Consider the following 16390-nt stretch of genomic DNA (forward strand, 5'->3'; position numbering starts at 1 on the left):
ACTTGATGGGCTCTTGGTGGAAGGTTCATTTTGGGGGTCACTTCCTTATTGACCCTATTTTACCGCCTATTTAATGCTTATTTTTCTGGTTTACAATTTGTTACGCAAAATGAAATACCTGATTAATATGAATAGTTATTGTAAATAAGAATCCTGTTTTGTTAAATAAAAAGGAAAGGGGTTACTTGGTTTATATGCCCATTGGGAACAGATGATTTTGCGGGCTTACGGATAACCGGTAAATAAGAGGTGTTGCAAATGAAAGAGAGATGTGCTTATCTTATTTGTGGAAAAATGTTGTCATTTAGCGTTTTGATAATTTGCTTTATGCCGGCCAAAAAGGGTCAATAAGGAAGTGACCCCAAAAATGAACCTGAAGATGTTTGAGTATCCTTTAGTTGTTTGATTTAATGGTTTGATTATTAATACAATAAGCGGGTATCTCTCCCGAAATGAGAAATACCCGCTTTTTCTCTCTGCCTCTGCCTTTTTTCTCCTTTTCTTCCTTATTGAATTAAGAAAATATTTGTCGTTTTCCGGCAGTGGGACAAAGATGTTCTTTCTTAGCCGGACATCTGTCGGTAAAAGGAAGAACGTTATGCTTCCGGTTGATATCCTTCACCGTTTTCCCAAGCGTCGGCATCCCATTGCTCTTTCAGGTGGTTCACCCAGATTGCACGGATTTCGGGATAGCTGCCCAAAGCTTTGATACCGCAACCGTCTTTGATACCGTGGTCGGCATCAGCCTGGCCTACGGGGTGGGCTTCAAACGCTCTGTCTACCTTGAAACCTGCTTTTTCCAGACGTTCGCGCCAACTGTATTCGTTGGTGTTGAGTTCCACTTCGTCCGAGCCTTTGTTTTCGGCTATCGCTTCGATACCCCAAAGGTCGTTGTGGGCGTGGTCGCCGGCGATGGACATGAAAGGAGCGAGGTAAACGGTTACGTCTGCGGGTTGCAGGTTATTGTCTTTGCAATACTTCATCACTTGTGAGTAGATGCAGCCGGGATAGCTGCTTATCATTTGGTCGGGAGAAGCTACCGGTATGCGGTCTGCGGCTTTCTCTTCCTCTTCTTTCGGCCAGAAAAGCATTTCGCCGTAGTCTACGGTACCTACGAAGATATTCTTGTTCGCGGCGAGGGCTTGCAAGGCGGTTTGGGTTTCGGAGTACTTGATGTTGGCATTGTAGTTCACATCGGGGTTACCGTGTCCCATCAGGAGAACGATGTTCTTCTTGTCGGCCAGTTTGTCCTTGTAATGAGTGTAAAGAACCCGTGCCACTTCTTCCGTATCGTCATCGGTAGAGAGCAGGTTGGCGCCTTTCAATACGTCGATGTGCGGGTACCAGTCAATCATAAAGTTTTTCTTGATATCGGTATTCATCAGCGAGAGGTATTCCTCACCGGGGATAACGTGAAGCGACTGTACGGCTACGCGTGCATATCCCGCATCGCCGATAGCTTTCAGCCATTGGTCCAGTTTGTAGCGCGCCTCGCCGGTAGAAGCCTCTGCACGGCCGATACAGGTACGTGAGGTGAACGACATGTAGATGTCTGTTTGAGGGAACTGCTTCTGGAAATCGGCGATGATGTCGTTGTATACATCCAACGACTCGTTATAAGTGCTTCCGAACGTACAGAGCAGGATAGCGGTATCATGCTTCTTGGTTTCGGCTACTACCCTGGTTGCGGGATTTACGGTACTTTCCGCATCGTCGTCGTCACTGCAGGAAGTGAATCCCGCGCAAGTTGCGGCCGCTACGAGAGCCGCCATCAGATAAAACTTGAAACTTTTCATACTTTGTTTGTAAATTGATTAATAAAAAAGATATTTTGTTATTGGGAATTCAGGAGTTAATGAAGCGGACTTCCTTACTTATTCTTGAACTTTATGAGCGCCGATGCGTAGAAATTCCTTCCCGGCGTGCTGGTAGCCCGGTTGCGTCCGAAAGGAGTGCGGTCTACGTAGTCGAAGAGGTTGTCCACGCCTATGTTCATCGTCAGCGTCCAGAACCGCATTTTCATCAGGGTATGGGCGGTGTTGACGCGCCATGTCTGGAAGCCGTCGGCGTTGTTGTCGTTGACGTAGTGGCGGGTTGACTGGTATCGGCCGTACACTCCCAAGCCGAGGCGGTAACGGTTCCACGTGTGCTGCCAGGTGGCGTTGAGCGTGGCGTTATGGTTGGATGTGGCGTCGATGTAGAGATACTTCATGTAGTTGTCGCCCTTATCGGCGGCATACTGCGCTTTCGGATCGGCATAGCTGTACCCGCCGCCCAGCATGATGTCTTTTACGGGGCGGTAGTTGAAGGTGAAGTCCATTCCGTAGATGCGGGCTTTCGTGAGGTTGGTGTATCTCTTGCTTTTCTCTATCTCGAGGAGTTTCTCTTCGGGGGTGACTTTTATCTCTACCAGCTCTATCATGTTGCGGATGAAGTTGGCGTAACCTGTCAGGCTCGCCTGGAACTTGCTCCCCACGTATTCCACGCTGACGGAAGCGTATTGTGAGGTTTGCGCCTTGAGGCCGGTATTGCCATGATAGGCGGTGAGAGAGCCGCCGCCGATGCTGCCTGTGTATTCGTAGTAGAGCTCTTTGATGGTAGGCGCTTTGAAGCCCATGGCGTAGGAAGCGCGCAGGTTGAAGTCGCCGGCCTTGTAGAGCGCGGATACTTTGGGGCTGAGGTTCAGTCCGGTTTCCTTGTGCTGCGTGCCGCGCACGCCGGCGGTCAGTATAAAGCTGTCCGTGGCAGTCCATTCTTCCTGCGCGTAGGCGGCGAGCGTATAGACGGAAGCGAGGTCGCCCGCTATGTGGTGGGGCGATTCCAGGCGGTTGTACTGGTACTCTATACCGGTATTGAGGATGTGCCGGTCGCCGAAGTAGAAGATGCCTTTCACCTGCGCCAGCACTTGTTGCTGTATGCTCTGCTTGATGCGCTGGCCGGGGTAGTAGGTGATGCGGTCGCCGTCTTTGAAGTAGTCGGTGATGTCTTTCAGCTTATAGTCGTAGAAGTAACCGTAGCGGCCGTATGAGAGGTCGGCGGTGAGGTAGTTGCGCCCGTTCAGCTTGTACCTGCTTCCGGCGGCAAAGGTGTAGTTGCGGTAGTAGAAGTCGTTGGGCAGGTACTTCCACGGGCCGTGCGTACGCATCACCCAGCGTTCGTAGTACGTTCCTTCGGCGGTGAGGTTCAGTCTCTTGTTTACCTGCCACTCCAGATTCTCGGAGAGGGTGTAGTTGCTGGAACGGTTGACGGTAAGCATGGTAGAGCCGGACTTCAGTTGGTTCTGGTCCCATTGCATGTCCGTATTGCGCCAGCCGTCGGTATGGCGGAAGTTGATGCCGGTCACCGATTTCAGTTTGCCGTAGCTGAAGCCGAAACTGGTGCTCTGCCGTACGTCGCCATGCTCGCCCACACGGGTGGTATTGGTGAGTTCCATCTTCTCCCTGCTCTGCTTGGTGATGATATTGATGACTCCGGCGATGGCATCGCTGCCGTAGAGCGAAGAGGCGGCGCCTTTCACAATCTCGATGCGCTCTATGTTGGCGGGATTCAGTTGGTTGAGGTCGTTCTGTCCGCCGATGTCCCCGTTCATGCGTTTGCCGTTTATCATGATGAGGATATAGTCGTTGTTCAGTCCGTTGAGCTGGATGTGGCTGCCCATATCGCCGTCATGGAAGGTGAGGGAAGGGCTGAGACCGCTGAGAAGGTCGTCGATGCTGCGCGCCTGGTATTGCTCCAATGCTTTTCCTGTGAGCACTTCTGTCTGCACGGGGGCGTCTTTCAGGTAGTGTTCGGTTCCCGTACCTGTTACCACTACTTCGTTGAGCAGTAACGAGAGTTCTTTCTCATCTTTGTTTTTAAGGATACTTTGCGCCGTGGCTGATTGCATCACACCGCACAGCAGTACCGCTTCAAGCCAATACTTGTGCTTCATCGTCTACCGATTTTTACGTTGAATAAAACAAAACGGCACGTCGCTTCTGTGTGCGAAAAGGATAATGGCCCGAAAGAGTAAAATAGGAATCCTATCGTATCAGTATGGGGGACATCGCTTCTAATCCTGGAAGCTCAGTGCTCAAGTTACGGAAACAGGTAGGTATTCTGGCTCTCCTCTGCTTGTATTGCCTTCCCATCGCATTGCTGCGACAGTGGCTTTTGCGGATACAAGCGTCTTTTACTGAGGATTACAGCTGCAGGTACAGCTCCGGTTTTGCACCGGATTCCCTTACATCGGCAGGCGGATATGCCTTCCCGATTGCCAATTCCGGGAGCAAAGATAAAGACTTTTATACATTATTTTGTCTTTTATTCCTAATTATTTTAGTTTTTCTTTATCTTTGCCCCCCGAATCGGTTCCGGACGGACGTATCTGCCGTTCGGATTAAAAGGGAACCGGGTGTAAATCCCGGACAGTCCCGCTGCTGTGAAGCTCCGTCAAACGAAGTCTTGATAAGAACCTTTGCCACTGATATGCGTTTATATATCGGGAAGGCATCAAGATAAGGAGTCAGTCAGAAGACCTGCCATTCATTAAAGTCTGTCTTTTCTCGTGGGATAGGAAAGCAGTACGAAGCCCAAGTTAACGTTTAACTATAAAAAAAGAGATGCCTATGCAAAAGGTATGTCCGCGTTGTGGTGCAACATTCGAGTGCATGCACAATGATATATTACAGTGCCATTGCGCGTCCGTCCGGCTGAGCCCGGAGCAACACGCTTATTTGAAAGAAACCTATCCGGATTGCTTGTGTCATGCTTGTCTGACGCAATTGGCGGCCGGAAATATTCCTTATATAAATAAATCAAGAGAAAATGATAAAGAAAGTATTGATAGCGAACAGAGGTGAGATTGCCCTGCGCGTGATGCGCTCCTGCAAGGAAATGGGAATACTGACCGTGGCTATATTTTCCGAAGCCGACCGTACTTCGCATCATGTAGCGTACGCCGACGAAGCCTATCCGATAGGAGCGGCCGCGGCCAAAGAGAGTTATCTGAACATAGAGAAAGTAATCGGAGTGGCGAAGCATTGCGGTGCGGATGCCATTCATCCGGGCTACGGCTTCTTGTCGGAGAATTCGGAGTTTGCCCGCCGTTGCAAGGAAGAAGGCATTATCTTCATCGGCCCTTCGGCGGAAACCATGGAAGCCATGGGCGACAAGATAGCCGCCCGCAAGCGGATGATTGCGGCCGGCGTACCCGTAGTGCCGGGTACGGAACAGCCTTTGCAAAGCGCCGAAGAGGCCGTACGCATCTGTAACGAAATCGGTTATCCGGTGATGCTGAAAGCGTCTATGGGCGGTGGCGGCAAAGGCATGCGCCTTATTCACAAGGAAGAAGAAGTGGTGGAAGCGTATAATACGGCGCGTTCGGAGTCGATGTCCTCATTCGGTGACGACACGGTGTATCTGGAGAAGTTTGTGGAAGAACCGCATCACATAGAGTTCCAGATTTTGGGTGATAACCACGGCAATGTGATTCATCTGTTCGACCGCGAGTGTTCGGTGCAACGCCGCAACCAGAAGATTGTGGAAGAAAGCCCGTCGCCGTTCCTGACGCCAGAGCTGCGCAAGGAGATGGGAGAGAAGGCGGTTGCCGCCGCCAAGGCCGTAAACTATTCGGGTGCGGGTACCATCGAATTTCTGGTGGACAAGAACAGGAACTTCTACTTCCTCGAAATGAATACGCGTTTGCAGGTGGAGCATCCCATCACGGAAGAAGTGGTGGGCGTGGACTTGGTGAAAGAGCAGATTTTTGTAGCCGACAACCAGCCGCTGCATCTCCGCCAGGAAGACATCTTCCAGCGCGGCCATGCCATAGAGTGCCGTATCTGCGCCGAAGATACGGAGAACAACTTCATGCCTTCGCCGGGTATCATCAGGCAACTGACCGAACCGAACGGTATCGGCGTGCGCATTGACAGTAACGTGTACGAGGGATACGAAATCCCCGTCTACTACGACCCGATGATAGGCAAGCTCATCGTATGGGCCACCACCCGCCAATACGCCATCGAGCGTATGCGCCGTGTGCTGTACGAGTATAAGATAACCGGACTGAAAACCAACCTTGCCTATCTGAAACGTATCATGCACGTGCCCGATTTTGTGAAGGGCGAGTACAACACGCTGTTCATCGAGAAGAACGCGCGCATGCTGGTACGCTCCAACGGCAGCAACGAAGAGATAGAGAACGTCGCCATGATTGCGGCTTATATGGATTATCTGGTGAACCTGGAAGAGAACGCTTCGACACAGTTGCCCGACGGCCGTCCTATCAGCCGCTGGCGCGAGTTCGGATTGCAGAAGGGTGTGCTGAGAATTTAAAGGAGATTGTTTATGGAAATACATATCGGAGACCGTGTGGCGGACGTTACGCTGGTCAGTAAAGAGGGAAATAAGGTACAGCTCACCATCGACGGGAAGCCGTACGAAGTGGATATCGTAATGGCGGAAAACGGAAGCTGCTCCATTCTGCACGACGGGAACTCGTTCAACGCGGGACTGGTGCGTGGAGAAGGCGGAAAGAGCTATGACGTGAGTATGTTCTACCGTTCGTATCATGTGGATATCGTGGATACGCAAGCCAAGTATCTGCACATGAAGAAAGGGGCGGACGAGAAACAGGGCGACAAGATTATCGCCCCGATGCCGGGTAAGGTAGTGAGCATTCCCGTGAAGGCGGGCGACCGCCTGGCGGCCGGAGACATTGCCGTAGTGCTGGAAGCCATGAAGATGCAGAGCAATTACAAGGTTAATGCGGACTGCGTCGTGAAAAACATATTGGTGAACGAAGGCGAGCCGGTAAACGCGAATCAGGTATTGGTAGAATTGGAACTTATTAAAGAAGAATAATCATGAATAGAGAAGAAATATACGCGCGTTTTGAGGAACTGGATAAACGCGCCTCGCTGGGTGGCGGAGTAGACAAGATAGAGAAGCAACACGCCTCCGGGCGCATGACGGCGCGCGAACGCATCGACATGCTGCTGGACAAGGGCACTTTCAATGAATTGGATAAGTTCGTTACCCACCGTTGCACGAACTTCGGCATGGAGAAGAAACAGATAGCGGGCGACGGCATGGTGACCGGTTACGGAAAGATTGACGGACGTCAGGTGTTTGTATACGCCTACGACTTTACGGCGCATGGCGGCTCGCTGAGCGAGACGAATGCGGCCAAGATTGTAAAAGTGCAGCAGTTGGCATTGAAAAACGGCGCTCCCGTCATCGCCCTGAACGATTCCGGCGGCGCACGCATACAAGAGGGCGTGAACAGCCTGGCGGGATATGCTTCCATCTTCTATCAGAATACGATAGCTTCGGGAGTAATCCCGCAGATTTCGGCTATCCTGGGCCCTTGTGCGGGTGGCGCATGCTATTCGCCGGCACTGACGGACTTTATCTTCATGGTGAAGGAGCAGAGCCATATGTTCATCACGGGTCCGGACGTGGTAAAGACCGTTACGCACGAGGAAGTGGACAAGGAAGAACTGGGCGGCGCCTATACGCATAGCAGCAAGAGCGGTGTCACCCACTTTATGTGCAATACGGAAGAGGAGACGCTGATGAGCATCCGTGAACTGCTGAGTTTCCTGCCGTCCAACAATATGGAAGACGCTCCGTTCGCAGCTTGTACGGATGATATTCATCGCCAGACGGAAGCGTTACAGACCATCATACCGGAAGACCCGAATATGCCTTATGACATCAAGGACATTATCGAACCGGTACTGGATAACCAGTATTTCTTTGAGGTGATGCCCCACTTCGCCAAGAACGTGGTGGTGGGCTTCGGACGGCTGAACGGACGTTCGGTGGGTGTTGTAGCCAACCAGCCGGCTTATCTGGCAGGCGTGCTCGACATCGACGCTTCGGACAAGGCGGCACGCTTTATACGTTTCTGCGACTGTTTCAATATTCCGCTGATAACGTTTGAGGACGTTCCGGGATTCTTGCCCGGTACGGTACAGGAGCACAACGGCATCATCCGTCATGGAGCCAAGATTGTCTATGCCTATGCAGAGGCTACCGTGCCCAAGATAACGCTGATAACCCGCAAGGCTTATGGCGGCGCGTACATCGTAATGTCCAGCAAGCCTACCGGCTCTGACGTGAATCTTGCCTATCCGCAGGCCGAGATTGCCGTAATGGGCGCGGAAGGAGCCGTGAATATCTTGTACAGAAAGTCCTCTCCCGAAGAGAAGGAAGAGATTATCAAGGAATACGAGGAGAAGTTCTCCAATCCTTACCGTGCTGCCGAACGAGGTTTCATCGATGAGATAATCATGCCCCGCAACACCCGCTATAAGCTGGTACAGGCATTGGAAATGGCTCATAACAAGAACCAGAGCAATCCGCCGAAGAAACACGGCAATATGCCTTTATAAATAGTTATTTTTAATGTGTGAAAACTTGTATCCCCGGAGAAGTGATTTCTGTGGGGGTACTTTTTTTACTTGATTACCGATTACCCTGTTATTATACGTTGAAACTATGGAATTATTAAGAAATCTCTTTGAGGGATACCCCAATCTGTGGGGTGGCGGGGTGGCGCACTCCGTACTTATTTTGTCGCTTGTCATCGCGTTCGGCATTATGCTTGGCAAGATAAAGGTTGCCGGAATATCGCTGGGCGTTACCTGGATATTGTTCGTAGGTATCGTATTCGGTCATTTCGACCTGAATCTGGATGAACACTTACTCCACTTCCTGAAAGAGTTCGGATTGATTCTGTTTGTTTATTCTATCGGTCTGCAGGTGGGGCCCGGCTTTTTCTCCGCCTTTAAGAAAGGGGGATTTACGCTGAATGTGCTGGCGGTACTGGTTGTGTTTATCAGTGTCCTGATTACGGTGGCGCTTCATTTCATAACGGGAATACCTATTACTACAATGGTCGGCATCTTGTCGGGAGCGGTGACCAACACTCCGGGACTGGGCGCTGCGCAGCAGGCCAACAGCGATTTGAACGGGATTGACGCGCCGGAGATAGCATTGGGCTATGCGGTGGCGTATCCTTTGGGTGTTATCGGATGTATTCTGGCTTTGCTGGCGTTGAAATATCTGCTCCATATCAATACCCGGAAAGAAGAGGCGGAAGCCGAACAGGGGCTGGGACATCTGCAGGAGCTGACCGTACGCCCCGTTTCCGTGGAGATACGAAACGAGGCGGTGGACGGCAAGACGATAAAGGAGATAAAACCGTTGTTGAACCGTGCGTTTGTCATCTCGCGTATCCGTCACCGTGATTCGGAAAACGAGGTGGAATTGGTGAATGCCGATACGGTATTGCATCTGCAAGACCAAATTCTGTTCATCTCCAACCCGAAAGATATGGAAGCCATCATCGCCTTTTTCGGCAGGCAGATCAGCGCGGAGTGGGAGCAGGACAAGAAACTGATTTCCCGCCGTATCTTGATTACCAAGCCGGAACTGAATGGGAAATCGCTGGCGCAGCTGAAAATCCGTAATAACTTCGGTGCAAGCATCACCCGTATCAACCGTTCGGGAGTGGATTTGGTGGCAACTCCTCACCTGCAGTTGCAAATGGGCGACCGGGTAACGATTGTGGGTAGCGAACTGGCTGTAAGCCATACGGAAAAGGTACTGGGCAACTCCTTGAAACGTTTGAACCATCCGAACCTGATTCCCATCTTCCTGGGCATAGCGTTGGGATGTATTTTGGGAAGTCTGCCTTTCATGTTTCCGGGCATTCCGCAACCGGTCAAGCTGGGGCTTGCAGGCGGTCCGCTGATTGTATCCATACTTATCAGCCGTTTCGGCCCCCAGTATAAACTGATAACGTATACCACCATGAGCGCCAATCTGATGATACGTGAAATAGGTATCTCCCTCTTCCTTGCATGTGTGGGATTGGGAGCGGGTAAAGGCTTCGTAGATACCATTATCCACGAGGGCGGCTATGTGTGGATAGCATACGGCGCGATTATAACGATAGTTCCGTTGCTGGTGGGCGGACTGATAGGACGCTATGCCTGGAAACTGAACTACTATACACTGATAGGCGTACTTTCAGGAACGAATACCAATCCGCCGGCACTGGCTTATTCATCGGAACTGACTTCGTGCGATGCGCCCGCCGTGGGATATGCTACGGTTTATCCGCTGGCTATGTTCCTACGGGTGCTGACCGCACAACTTCTGATATTGGCATTGGCTTAAAAAGAAGAGGACGCTTGCCGGTCTGACGAATAGTACGCTTCGGCTTTAGCCAGTGTTTCCGGTTTGCCGATGTCGAACCAACAGCGGTCTTGAAGCGGATAGCCCTGTATGCGGGCTGTTTCGCAGACAGACAGGTAGAAGGGGATAATGGAGAACTTTTCTTTCCATTGTCCCCTTTCCATATAGCGGAAAAGGGAAGGGGATATGACGTGAATACCGCCGAAAGCCATTTCCTTGTATCGGCCTTCCCGGAAAGAGAACCCCTCGGGCTTGGTTTCGCCTGTGGATTTATTAATCCAGCCATGCAGACGGTTGGCGTCATCCAGTAACAGGTAACGGGATGTCTGCCGCCGGCTGACGAGCAGTGTAGCTTCCGCATCGCTCTCCCGGTGATGCCTGTAAAACTCTGCGAGACTTATATCGGAAAGGATGTCGGCGTTGTGTACTAAGAACGGCTCGTCGCCGTCCAGAAAAGGACGGGCTTTCTTTATCCCGCCACCGGTATCGAGCAGCATATCCCGCTCGTCACTGATGTGGATAGTGACGCCGAAATTGTTATTGGCGCGGAGAAACCCGATAATCTGTTCTCCGAAGTGGTGGATGTTGACCGTAATGTCATTGAATCCGGCCTCTTTCAGTCGTAGAATCACCCGTTCTAACATCGGTTTTCCGGCTACGGAGACGAGCGCTTTCGGGGTGTGGTCTGTCAGCGGACGAAGGCGGGTACCCAGTCCGGCAGCGAATATCATTGCTTTCACTGTTTACTTTTTTGCGCTAAAGCTTTGTTCTATGTTCTGTTCTCTATGCATCAGGTTCACTTGCACGCCGAATTTCTTGTTCAGGTGCTCGGCAAGATGCTGTGCCGAATATACGGAGCGGTGCTGACCGCCTGTACAGCCGAAACATACGGACAGGCTGGTGAAACCGCGTTCCATATACCGTTTTACGGATGCATCCACCAGGGCGTATACGTGCTCGAGGAAGACGGCGATTTCTCCGTCCTCTTCAAGAAAGCGGATAACGGGTTCGTCGAGGCCGGTGAAGGGCTTGTAACGTTCGTATTTACCGGGGTTGTTCACGGCGCGACAGTCGAATACGAAGCCGCCGCCATTGCCGGAAGAATCTTCGGGGATGCCTTTTTTATAGGCAAAGCTGGTGACTTTTACCACCAGACGGCGTTTTTGCAGGTCGTCGGTGAATTGTTTCAGCTCGGTCAGTTCGTGCAGCACTTTGCAGAGATACGGATATTCGGGGTAAGGCTCTTGCAACAGCTGGCGCAGGTTTTCAATGGCGAAAGGCACGCTTTGGATGAAGTGGGGCTTCTTCTCGAAGTAACCGCGGAAACCGTAGGCGCCTAACACCTGCATGGTGCGGAACAGTACGAAATGACGGAGCTGGGCATAGAAGTAGTTCTCATCCACCGGCTGGTATTTGCGCAAGGCTTCGATGTACTCTTTCAGGAGCTCTTGGCGCAGACTGTCGGGATAATTGGCTTTGGCTTGCCACAGGAACGAAGCCACGTCATAGTAGACAGGGCCTTTGCGTCCGCCCTGGAAGTCGATAAGCCAGGGTTCGCCGTCCTTAATCATTACGTTGCGGCTTTGGAAGTCGCGATACATGAAAGTGGCGGAACTGCTGCGAAGGAGTACGTCCGCCATCTTCTGGAAATCATCTTCCAGACGGTCTTCCTGGAAATCCATGCCGGTTGCCTTGAGGAAACAGTATTTAAAGTAGTTCAAGTCCCACAGGATGCTGCGGCTGTTGAACTCCGCCTGCGGATAGCAATAGGAGAAGTCCATGCCGTCGGCTCCGGCAAACTGTACGGCGGGCAGCAGGCGGATGGTTTTACGCAGCAATTGCTTCTCCTCTTCTCCGAATACGCTCGTCTTGCGCCCTTTCTCGATGGCATTGAACAGGAGAGTGTCTCCCAAATCTTCCTGAAGGTAGTACACGTCGTCTTCGGAACGGATAAATACTTGGGGTACGGGTAAGCCCTTTTGGCGGAAATGCTCTGCCATATAGAGAAAGGCACGGTTTTCCTCGACGGATTCGCCGCTGACGCCTATCAGTGTAGGCGTGCCTGTGAGGCGGAAATAACGGCGGTTGGAGCCGGAAGAGGGAAGTTCGTCGATGGCTTCGGGTTCGTGCCCGGTATGCGCGATGTAGAGTTTTTTAAGTTCTTCGGTTATCATAGCGGTTTTTTATATTTGGCAGCTAAGATAAGGTTTTTGTCGGAGATATTTTTACCTTTGCCGAATAAAATCCGTAAGTCAGTCTGTAACGGAGAGCCTGCTTATACTTTATACCTTATATTTAAATTCAAGCGACATGCGCCACATTCCTCAATTTCTCATAGCAGCCCCTACATCGGGTAGCGGAAAGACTACCGTAAGCCGCGGCCTGATGGCTCTGCTGACGCAAAAAGGGTTGGCGGTACAGCCTTTTAAATGCGGCCCGGATTATATCGATACCAAGTACCATACGGCTGTATGCGGACGCGCGTCCGTTAATCTGGACACGTTTATGGCTTCCGGTGAACATGTGCGCGAGCTTTATGCGCGCCGCGCCGCTTCTGCGGACGCCTGCATTGTGGAAGGGATGATGGGGATGTTCGACGGGTACGATCGCGACCGGGGGTCTTCGGCGGAGATAGCGCGGTTGTTGCAGCTTCCTGTCGTGCTGGTGGTGGATGCCAAGTCTGCCGCTTATTCGATGGCTCCTTTGCTGTCGGGATTCATTCATTTTCGTCCGGAGATACGGATTGCGGGGGTGATATTCAATCGTGTGGGGTCGCCCCGGCATTATGAAATGCTTCGGGAAGTGTGTGACGAGGTGGGCGTTGCCTGTTTGGGCTACCTTCCGAAGACGAAAGCGCTGGAGCAGGAATCGCGTTATTTGGGGCTTGATTTCAGCCGATCCGAAGGTACGGATGCCATCGGTACTCTGACAGGGTTGCTGGAGCAATACGTGGATTGGAAACTATTGCTGGAAAAGACGGCGCTTCCGTTGCGGGAAATGAGGGGAAAGGGGCAGGATAGGGTCGGCGGTCGGAAACCGGGCGGTCTGCGTATATCGGTGGCGCGTAATGAGGAATCTTTCTCTTTCATTTATGAGGAACATTTGGAGATATTGCGCGAAATGGGGAGTGTCTCTTTCTTCGATCCTGAAAAGGATGTTCCCATATCGCGGGATATCGATTTGTTGTACTTGCCGGGCGGGTATCCTGAAAAGCATTCCGTGACGCTCGCCGGAGCCCGTCAGGTGAAAGAATCCGTTCGGGAGTATATAGAGTCCGGTGGCAGGACACTGGCGGAGTGTGGCGGACTGATTTACCTTTCGTATGCCATAGGTTATGACAAACGGGAACATGAGGGTGGCGGTTGCGGGTTCGACAGAATGGCGGGTGTATTTCCTTTTTATATCTCCAATGAGAGTGCATACCGGAAACTGACATTGGGGTATCGCAGCTTCGACTATAAGGGGCAGCGTTTGCGGGGACACGAGTTTCATTATACGCAGTTTGGAAAGCCGGGGACGGCTCCCGATGACAGCCGGAAAGAGCTGTATATGCCGCCTACCGTTGCGCAGGTGTATAACGCCAAAGGGCAGCCGGTGAGTACGCCCGTATTCCGTTATAAGAACACGATAGCGAGTTATACGCACCTTTATTGGGGAGAGACGGATATAATGAAGTTATTTGAATAAAAGATGAAAAAAGTATATACCCGTACGGGAGACAAGGGGACAACCGGAATTCATGGCGGAGCACGTGTCCCCAAAGATGATATTCGCATCGAGGCAAACGGTTGCCTGGACGAGCTGAATGCTGTGATAGGCATTGTGCGTTCCATGCTCTCTGCCGGGGATGACCGGCAGGAATTGCTGCACACTATTCAGAAGGAACTGATGGTAGTGATGAGCCATGTGGCTACTCCCGATGATGTATTGAATCCTAATCTTCTTTCTGCCGCCGGACTGACCGTACGCTGCGAACAGGAAATGGATGCCATGACTGCCGGGCTGACAGAGAACGGTTATTTCCTTCTGCCGGGCGGTACGCCCGTTTCGGCGCAACTGCATTTTGCCCGCACGGTGGCAAGGCGTGCCGAAAGACGCTTATGGACGCTTCACCGCCAATCTCCGCTGAATGAGGATATTTTGTGCTTCGTGAATCGCCTGTCGGATCTCTTCTTTGTCATGGCACGCACGGAGATGCAGCGACAGGACTGGCCGGAAGAGAAATGGCAGGAGTTTGCTTATAAGAGGAAGAGGCTATAACGGTTCCTTTATATCGATTAAGGTCTTGACTGTCTTTGTCTTTTCTTTGTTTTCGTACTCCTCGCTCTTTACCAAGCCGATGCCTTGGGCATACCATTCGGTGATATTGACCGTTTCGGAGAAAAAAAGGAGCATGTTCGCTTTCATGGTATAGGTCAGCTTTATGCAGTCGAATTCTCCGGCAGGCGTTTTGAGCCGTTCAAAGCCCTGGTATTCTCCGTTTAGGGTGGTTGTCATCTTGATTGGTCCGGCCTTGAAGGTGTATTTGCTTTTCTTCATCTTCTCGCCTTTCCTGACGCGGTTGTGCAGCACAATATAGATACATCCTTCGGAACTGAGCTTTTTCATGACTTCCTCTTCCTTTTCCTTGTTGTCCATGATGATTTTCATGTCATCGCTCATGGATGTTTCATCCATCATATACACAATGGTGTTGTCTTGGGTATAGGCTATCTTTTGTCGGGACATGAAGCCTTTCTTTTCTTCGTTGAGAGGAAGGACGGAATCCGCCAGCGTGATGTGCAGCGTATCATTTCCGGCTTCGGTCTGCTTGACGAAGGACAGGGACTGACGTGTGATGTTGTTCCGGCTGTTATGGGTTTCATAGTACAGGTGTTTGCCGGTGGTATTATAATACTGGGCGTTTGCGGCAAGGATATTTCCCAATGCTGCCGATAGGAAGATGAACAGGGCTTTTTTCATGGTATTATGTTTTGAATGGTGCCGGAAACAGTTTTATAGCAGCCGTAAATCGTACAGGCAGGCGCGTACTTCTTCTTTGCTGCCGATATGTTTTCCTTTATCGTCGGACAGCTTTACGCATTCGCGCCATTCCTGGTTGACGTTCATTTTGCATTGCGTCAGCTTCATCACGATGTTCGAGGGCTTGAAGCCGGTGTCGTTGGTCAGGTTGGTACCGATGCCGAAAGCGCAGCGAATTTTGCCGCGACAGTGTTCCTGTATGTCGAGGGCTTTGCCGAAGTCCAGGGCATTGCTGAATACGATTGTCTTGGTAGTGGAGTCTATGCCCAGTTCGCGATAGCGGGCAACCAGCTTGTCGGTAAACTCGAACTCATCTCCGGAGTCACAGCGCACACCGTCGAAGAGCTTTGCCTGCTTGCGGCTTAAATTGGTCAGGAACACACCGGATGTATAGGTGTCGGACAGGGCGATGCCCAAATCTCCGTCGTACACGTTTACCCAGTTCTCCAAAGCCATGTAGTTGGCGTGTTTGTAACCAAACTGCGCTCCATGAAACATAAACCATTCGTGCGGGTGCGTTCCCATTGTCTTCAGGCCGTATTTCATGGCGAAGTGGCAGTTGGATGTTCCTGTGCAATAATGGGCGGTCTGTTTCAGGCAGTCGATAACCTTGTCTTGTACATCGAATGAGAAACGTCTGCGTGTGCCGAACTCCGAGAAAGAAAGCCGGTGCTCGTTGGACAGCGTGACCTTTTCCGACAGTTTGCAGATAATGTCGTCCATATCCGCGACGTTGCCGAGAACCTGATTCTTGATTTCAGATACAATGGCAAGAAGGGGTACTTCGTAGAGGGTTGCTTTGTATAGATAATCGGTAATTTCGATGCTCAGATGGCGGTCTTTGTCCAGAGAGATATCAATCTTGTCCGGCCGGAAACGGAAAGAGGACAGCCATTCCCAGTAAACTCCGGGCAGGAAGCGGCAATGCTTCGTCATGTATTCCAGTTCTTCACGGGTCAGCGTCACTTCGGACAGCCTGGCAACCGCTTCTTTCAGTCGCCGCAGAAACTCGTCCGTATACGCTGTCTCGTCCCTGTCTTTGAAGCTGAAGGTTCCCAAAGCATAAGGAAACAACTTGATATAGGCGTATGACGTTGTAAACTTGTAGAGGTCTGTATCGAGGATGGTATGAATCATTGTATTGCTTTTTTAGTCACTGCATTTAAATTGGGGGTGA

13 protein-coding genes and 2 riboswitches are annotated in these 16390 nt (G+C 51.2%); of the genes, 7 read left to right on the top strand and 6 right to left on the bottom strand.

Annotated features, from left to right (window positions below):
• Window positions 1-596 precede the first annotated feature (596 nt).
• Window positions 597-1796 (bottom strand): sirohydrochlorin cobaltochelatase, encoded by a 1200-nt coding sequence (locus BHV73_RS06840; RefSeq protein ID WP_087411991.1) that lies wholly within the window; start codon window positions 1794-1796, stop codon window positions 597-599.
• A gap of 74 nt (window positions 1797-1870) precedes the next feature.
• Window positions 1871-3931 (bottom strand): TonB-dependent receptor plug domain-containing protein, encoded by a 2061-nt coding sequence (locus BHV73_RS06845; RefSeq protein WP_009120851.1) that lies wholly within the window; start codon window positions 3929-3931, stop codon window positions 1871-1873.
• 140 nt (window positions 3932-4071) lie between these two features.
• Window positions 4072-4275, bottom strand: a riboswitch (cobalamin riboswitch).
• A gap of 54 nt (window positions 4276-4329) precedes the next feature.
• A riboswitch (cobalamin riboswitch) is annotated at window positions 4330-4539 on the top strand.
• Between the two features lie 62 nt (window positions 4540-4601).
• On the opposite strand from BHV73_RS06845, the gene BHV73_RS06850 reads away from it, so the two are divergent.
• The 5 genes from BHV73_RS06850 (at window position 4602) to BHV73_RS06870 (ending at window position 10173) form a co-directional block, all read left to right on the top strand.
• Window positions 4602-4841: a cysteine-rich CWC family protein gene (locus BHV73_RS06850; protein WP_073212646.1), complete on the top strand. Its 240-nt coding sequence runs from the start codon at window positions 4602-4604 to the stop codon at window positions 4839-4841.
• Window positions 4807-6318, top strand: a complete 1512-nt coding sequence (gene accC / locus BHV73_RS06855) for an acetyl-CoA carboxylase biotin carboxylase subunit (protein WP_148359728.1) — start codon at window positions 4807-4809, stop codon at window positions 6316-6318. Before BHV73_RS06850 ends, accC begins: the two co-directional genes overlap by 35 nt.
• Before the next feature lie 12 nt (window positions 6319-6330).
• Window positions 6331-6846 (top strand): acyl-CoA carboxylase biotin carboxyl carrier protein subunit, encoded by a 516-nt coding sequence (locus tag BHV73_RS06860; protein ID WP_009120854.1) that lies wholly within the window; start codon window positions 6331-6333, stop codon window positions 6844-6846.
• A 2-nt stretch (window positions 6847-6848) separates the two neighbouring features.
• Complete coding sequence (locus BHV73_RS06865; RefSeq protein ID WP_286737435.1) at window positions 6849-8381, top strand: acyl-CoA carboxylase subunit beta; 1533 nt, start codon at window positions 6849-6851, stop codon at window positions 8379-8381.
• 106 nt (window positions 8382-8487) lie between these two features.
• A complete protein-coding gene (locus tag BHV73_RS06870) occupies window positions 8488-10173 on the top strand; it encodes a putative transporter (RefSeq protein ID WP_009120856.1) in 1686 nt (561 codons plus the stop codon).
• Here the strand turns inward: BHV73_RS06870 and BHV73_RS06875 are convergent.
• A complete protein-coding gene (locus tag BHV73_RS06875) occupies window positions 10170-10931 on the bottom strand; it encodes a nucleotidyltransferase family protein (protein ID WP_255379932.1) in 762 nt (253 codons plus the stop codon). The genes BHV73_RS06870 and BHV73_RS06875 overlap by 4 nt on opposite strands.
• A gap of 3 nt (window positions 10932-10934) precedes the next feature.
• Window positions 10935-12365: a RapZ C-terminal domain-containing protein gene (locus tag BHV73_RS06880; RefSeq protein ID WP_009120858.1), complete on the bottom strand. Its 1431-nt coding sequence runs from the start codon at window positions 12363-12365 to the stop codon at window positions 10935-10937.
• A gap of 136 nt (window positions 12366-12501) precedes the next feature.
• Here BHV73_RS06880 and BHV73_RS06885 point away from each other — a divergent pair, with 136 nt between their 5' ends.
• Complete coding sequence (locus BHV73_RS06885) at window positions 12502-13878, top strand: cobyrinic acid a,c-diamide synthase CobB (protein ID WP_195501230.1); 1377 nt, start codon at window positions 12502-12504, stop codon at window positions 13876-13878.
• Window positions 13879-13881: 3 nt separating this feature from the next.
• The gene (locus BHV73_RS06890; protein WP_087411986.1) at window positions 13882-14451 is read left to right on the top strand and encodes a cob(I)yrinic acid a,c-diamide adenosyltransferase; all 570 of its coding nucleotides are present in this window, start codon (window positions 13882-13884) and stop codon (window positions 14449-14451) included.
• Here the strand turns inward: BHV73_RS06890 and BHV73_RS06895 are convergent.
• Together BHV73_RS06895 and pncB are read right to left on the bottom strand one after the other, a co-directional pair.
• Window positions 14446-15153, bottom strand: a complete 708-nt coding sequence (locus tag BHV73_RS06895; protein WP_022218953.1) for a TapB family protein — start codon at window positions 15151-15153, stop codon at window positions 14446-14448. The two genes, BHV73_RS06890 and BHV73_RS06895, sit on opposite strands and share 6 nt — an antisense overlap.
• Window positions 15154-15186: 33 nt before the next feature.
• On the bottom strand, window positions 15187-16350 hold the full coding sequence (pncB, locus tag BHV73_RS06900; protein WP_022218954.1) for a nicotinate phosphoribosyltransferase: 1164 nt from the start codon (window positions 16348-16350) through the stop codon (window positions 15187-15189).
• Window positions 16351-16390: the final 40 nt, after the last annotated feature.

It is taken from the genome of Bacteroides sp. 44_46, assembly GCF_001915465.1.
GTDB lineage: Bacteria > Bacteroidota > Bacteroidia > Bacteroidales > Bacteroidaceae > Bacteroides > Bacteroides clarus.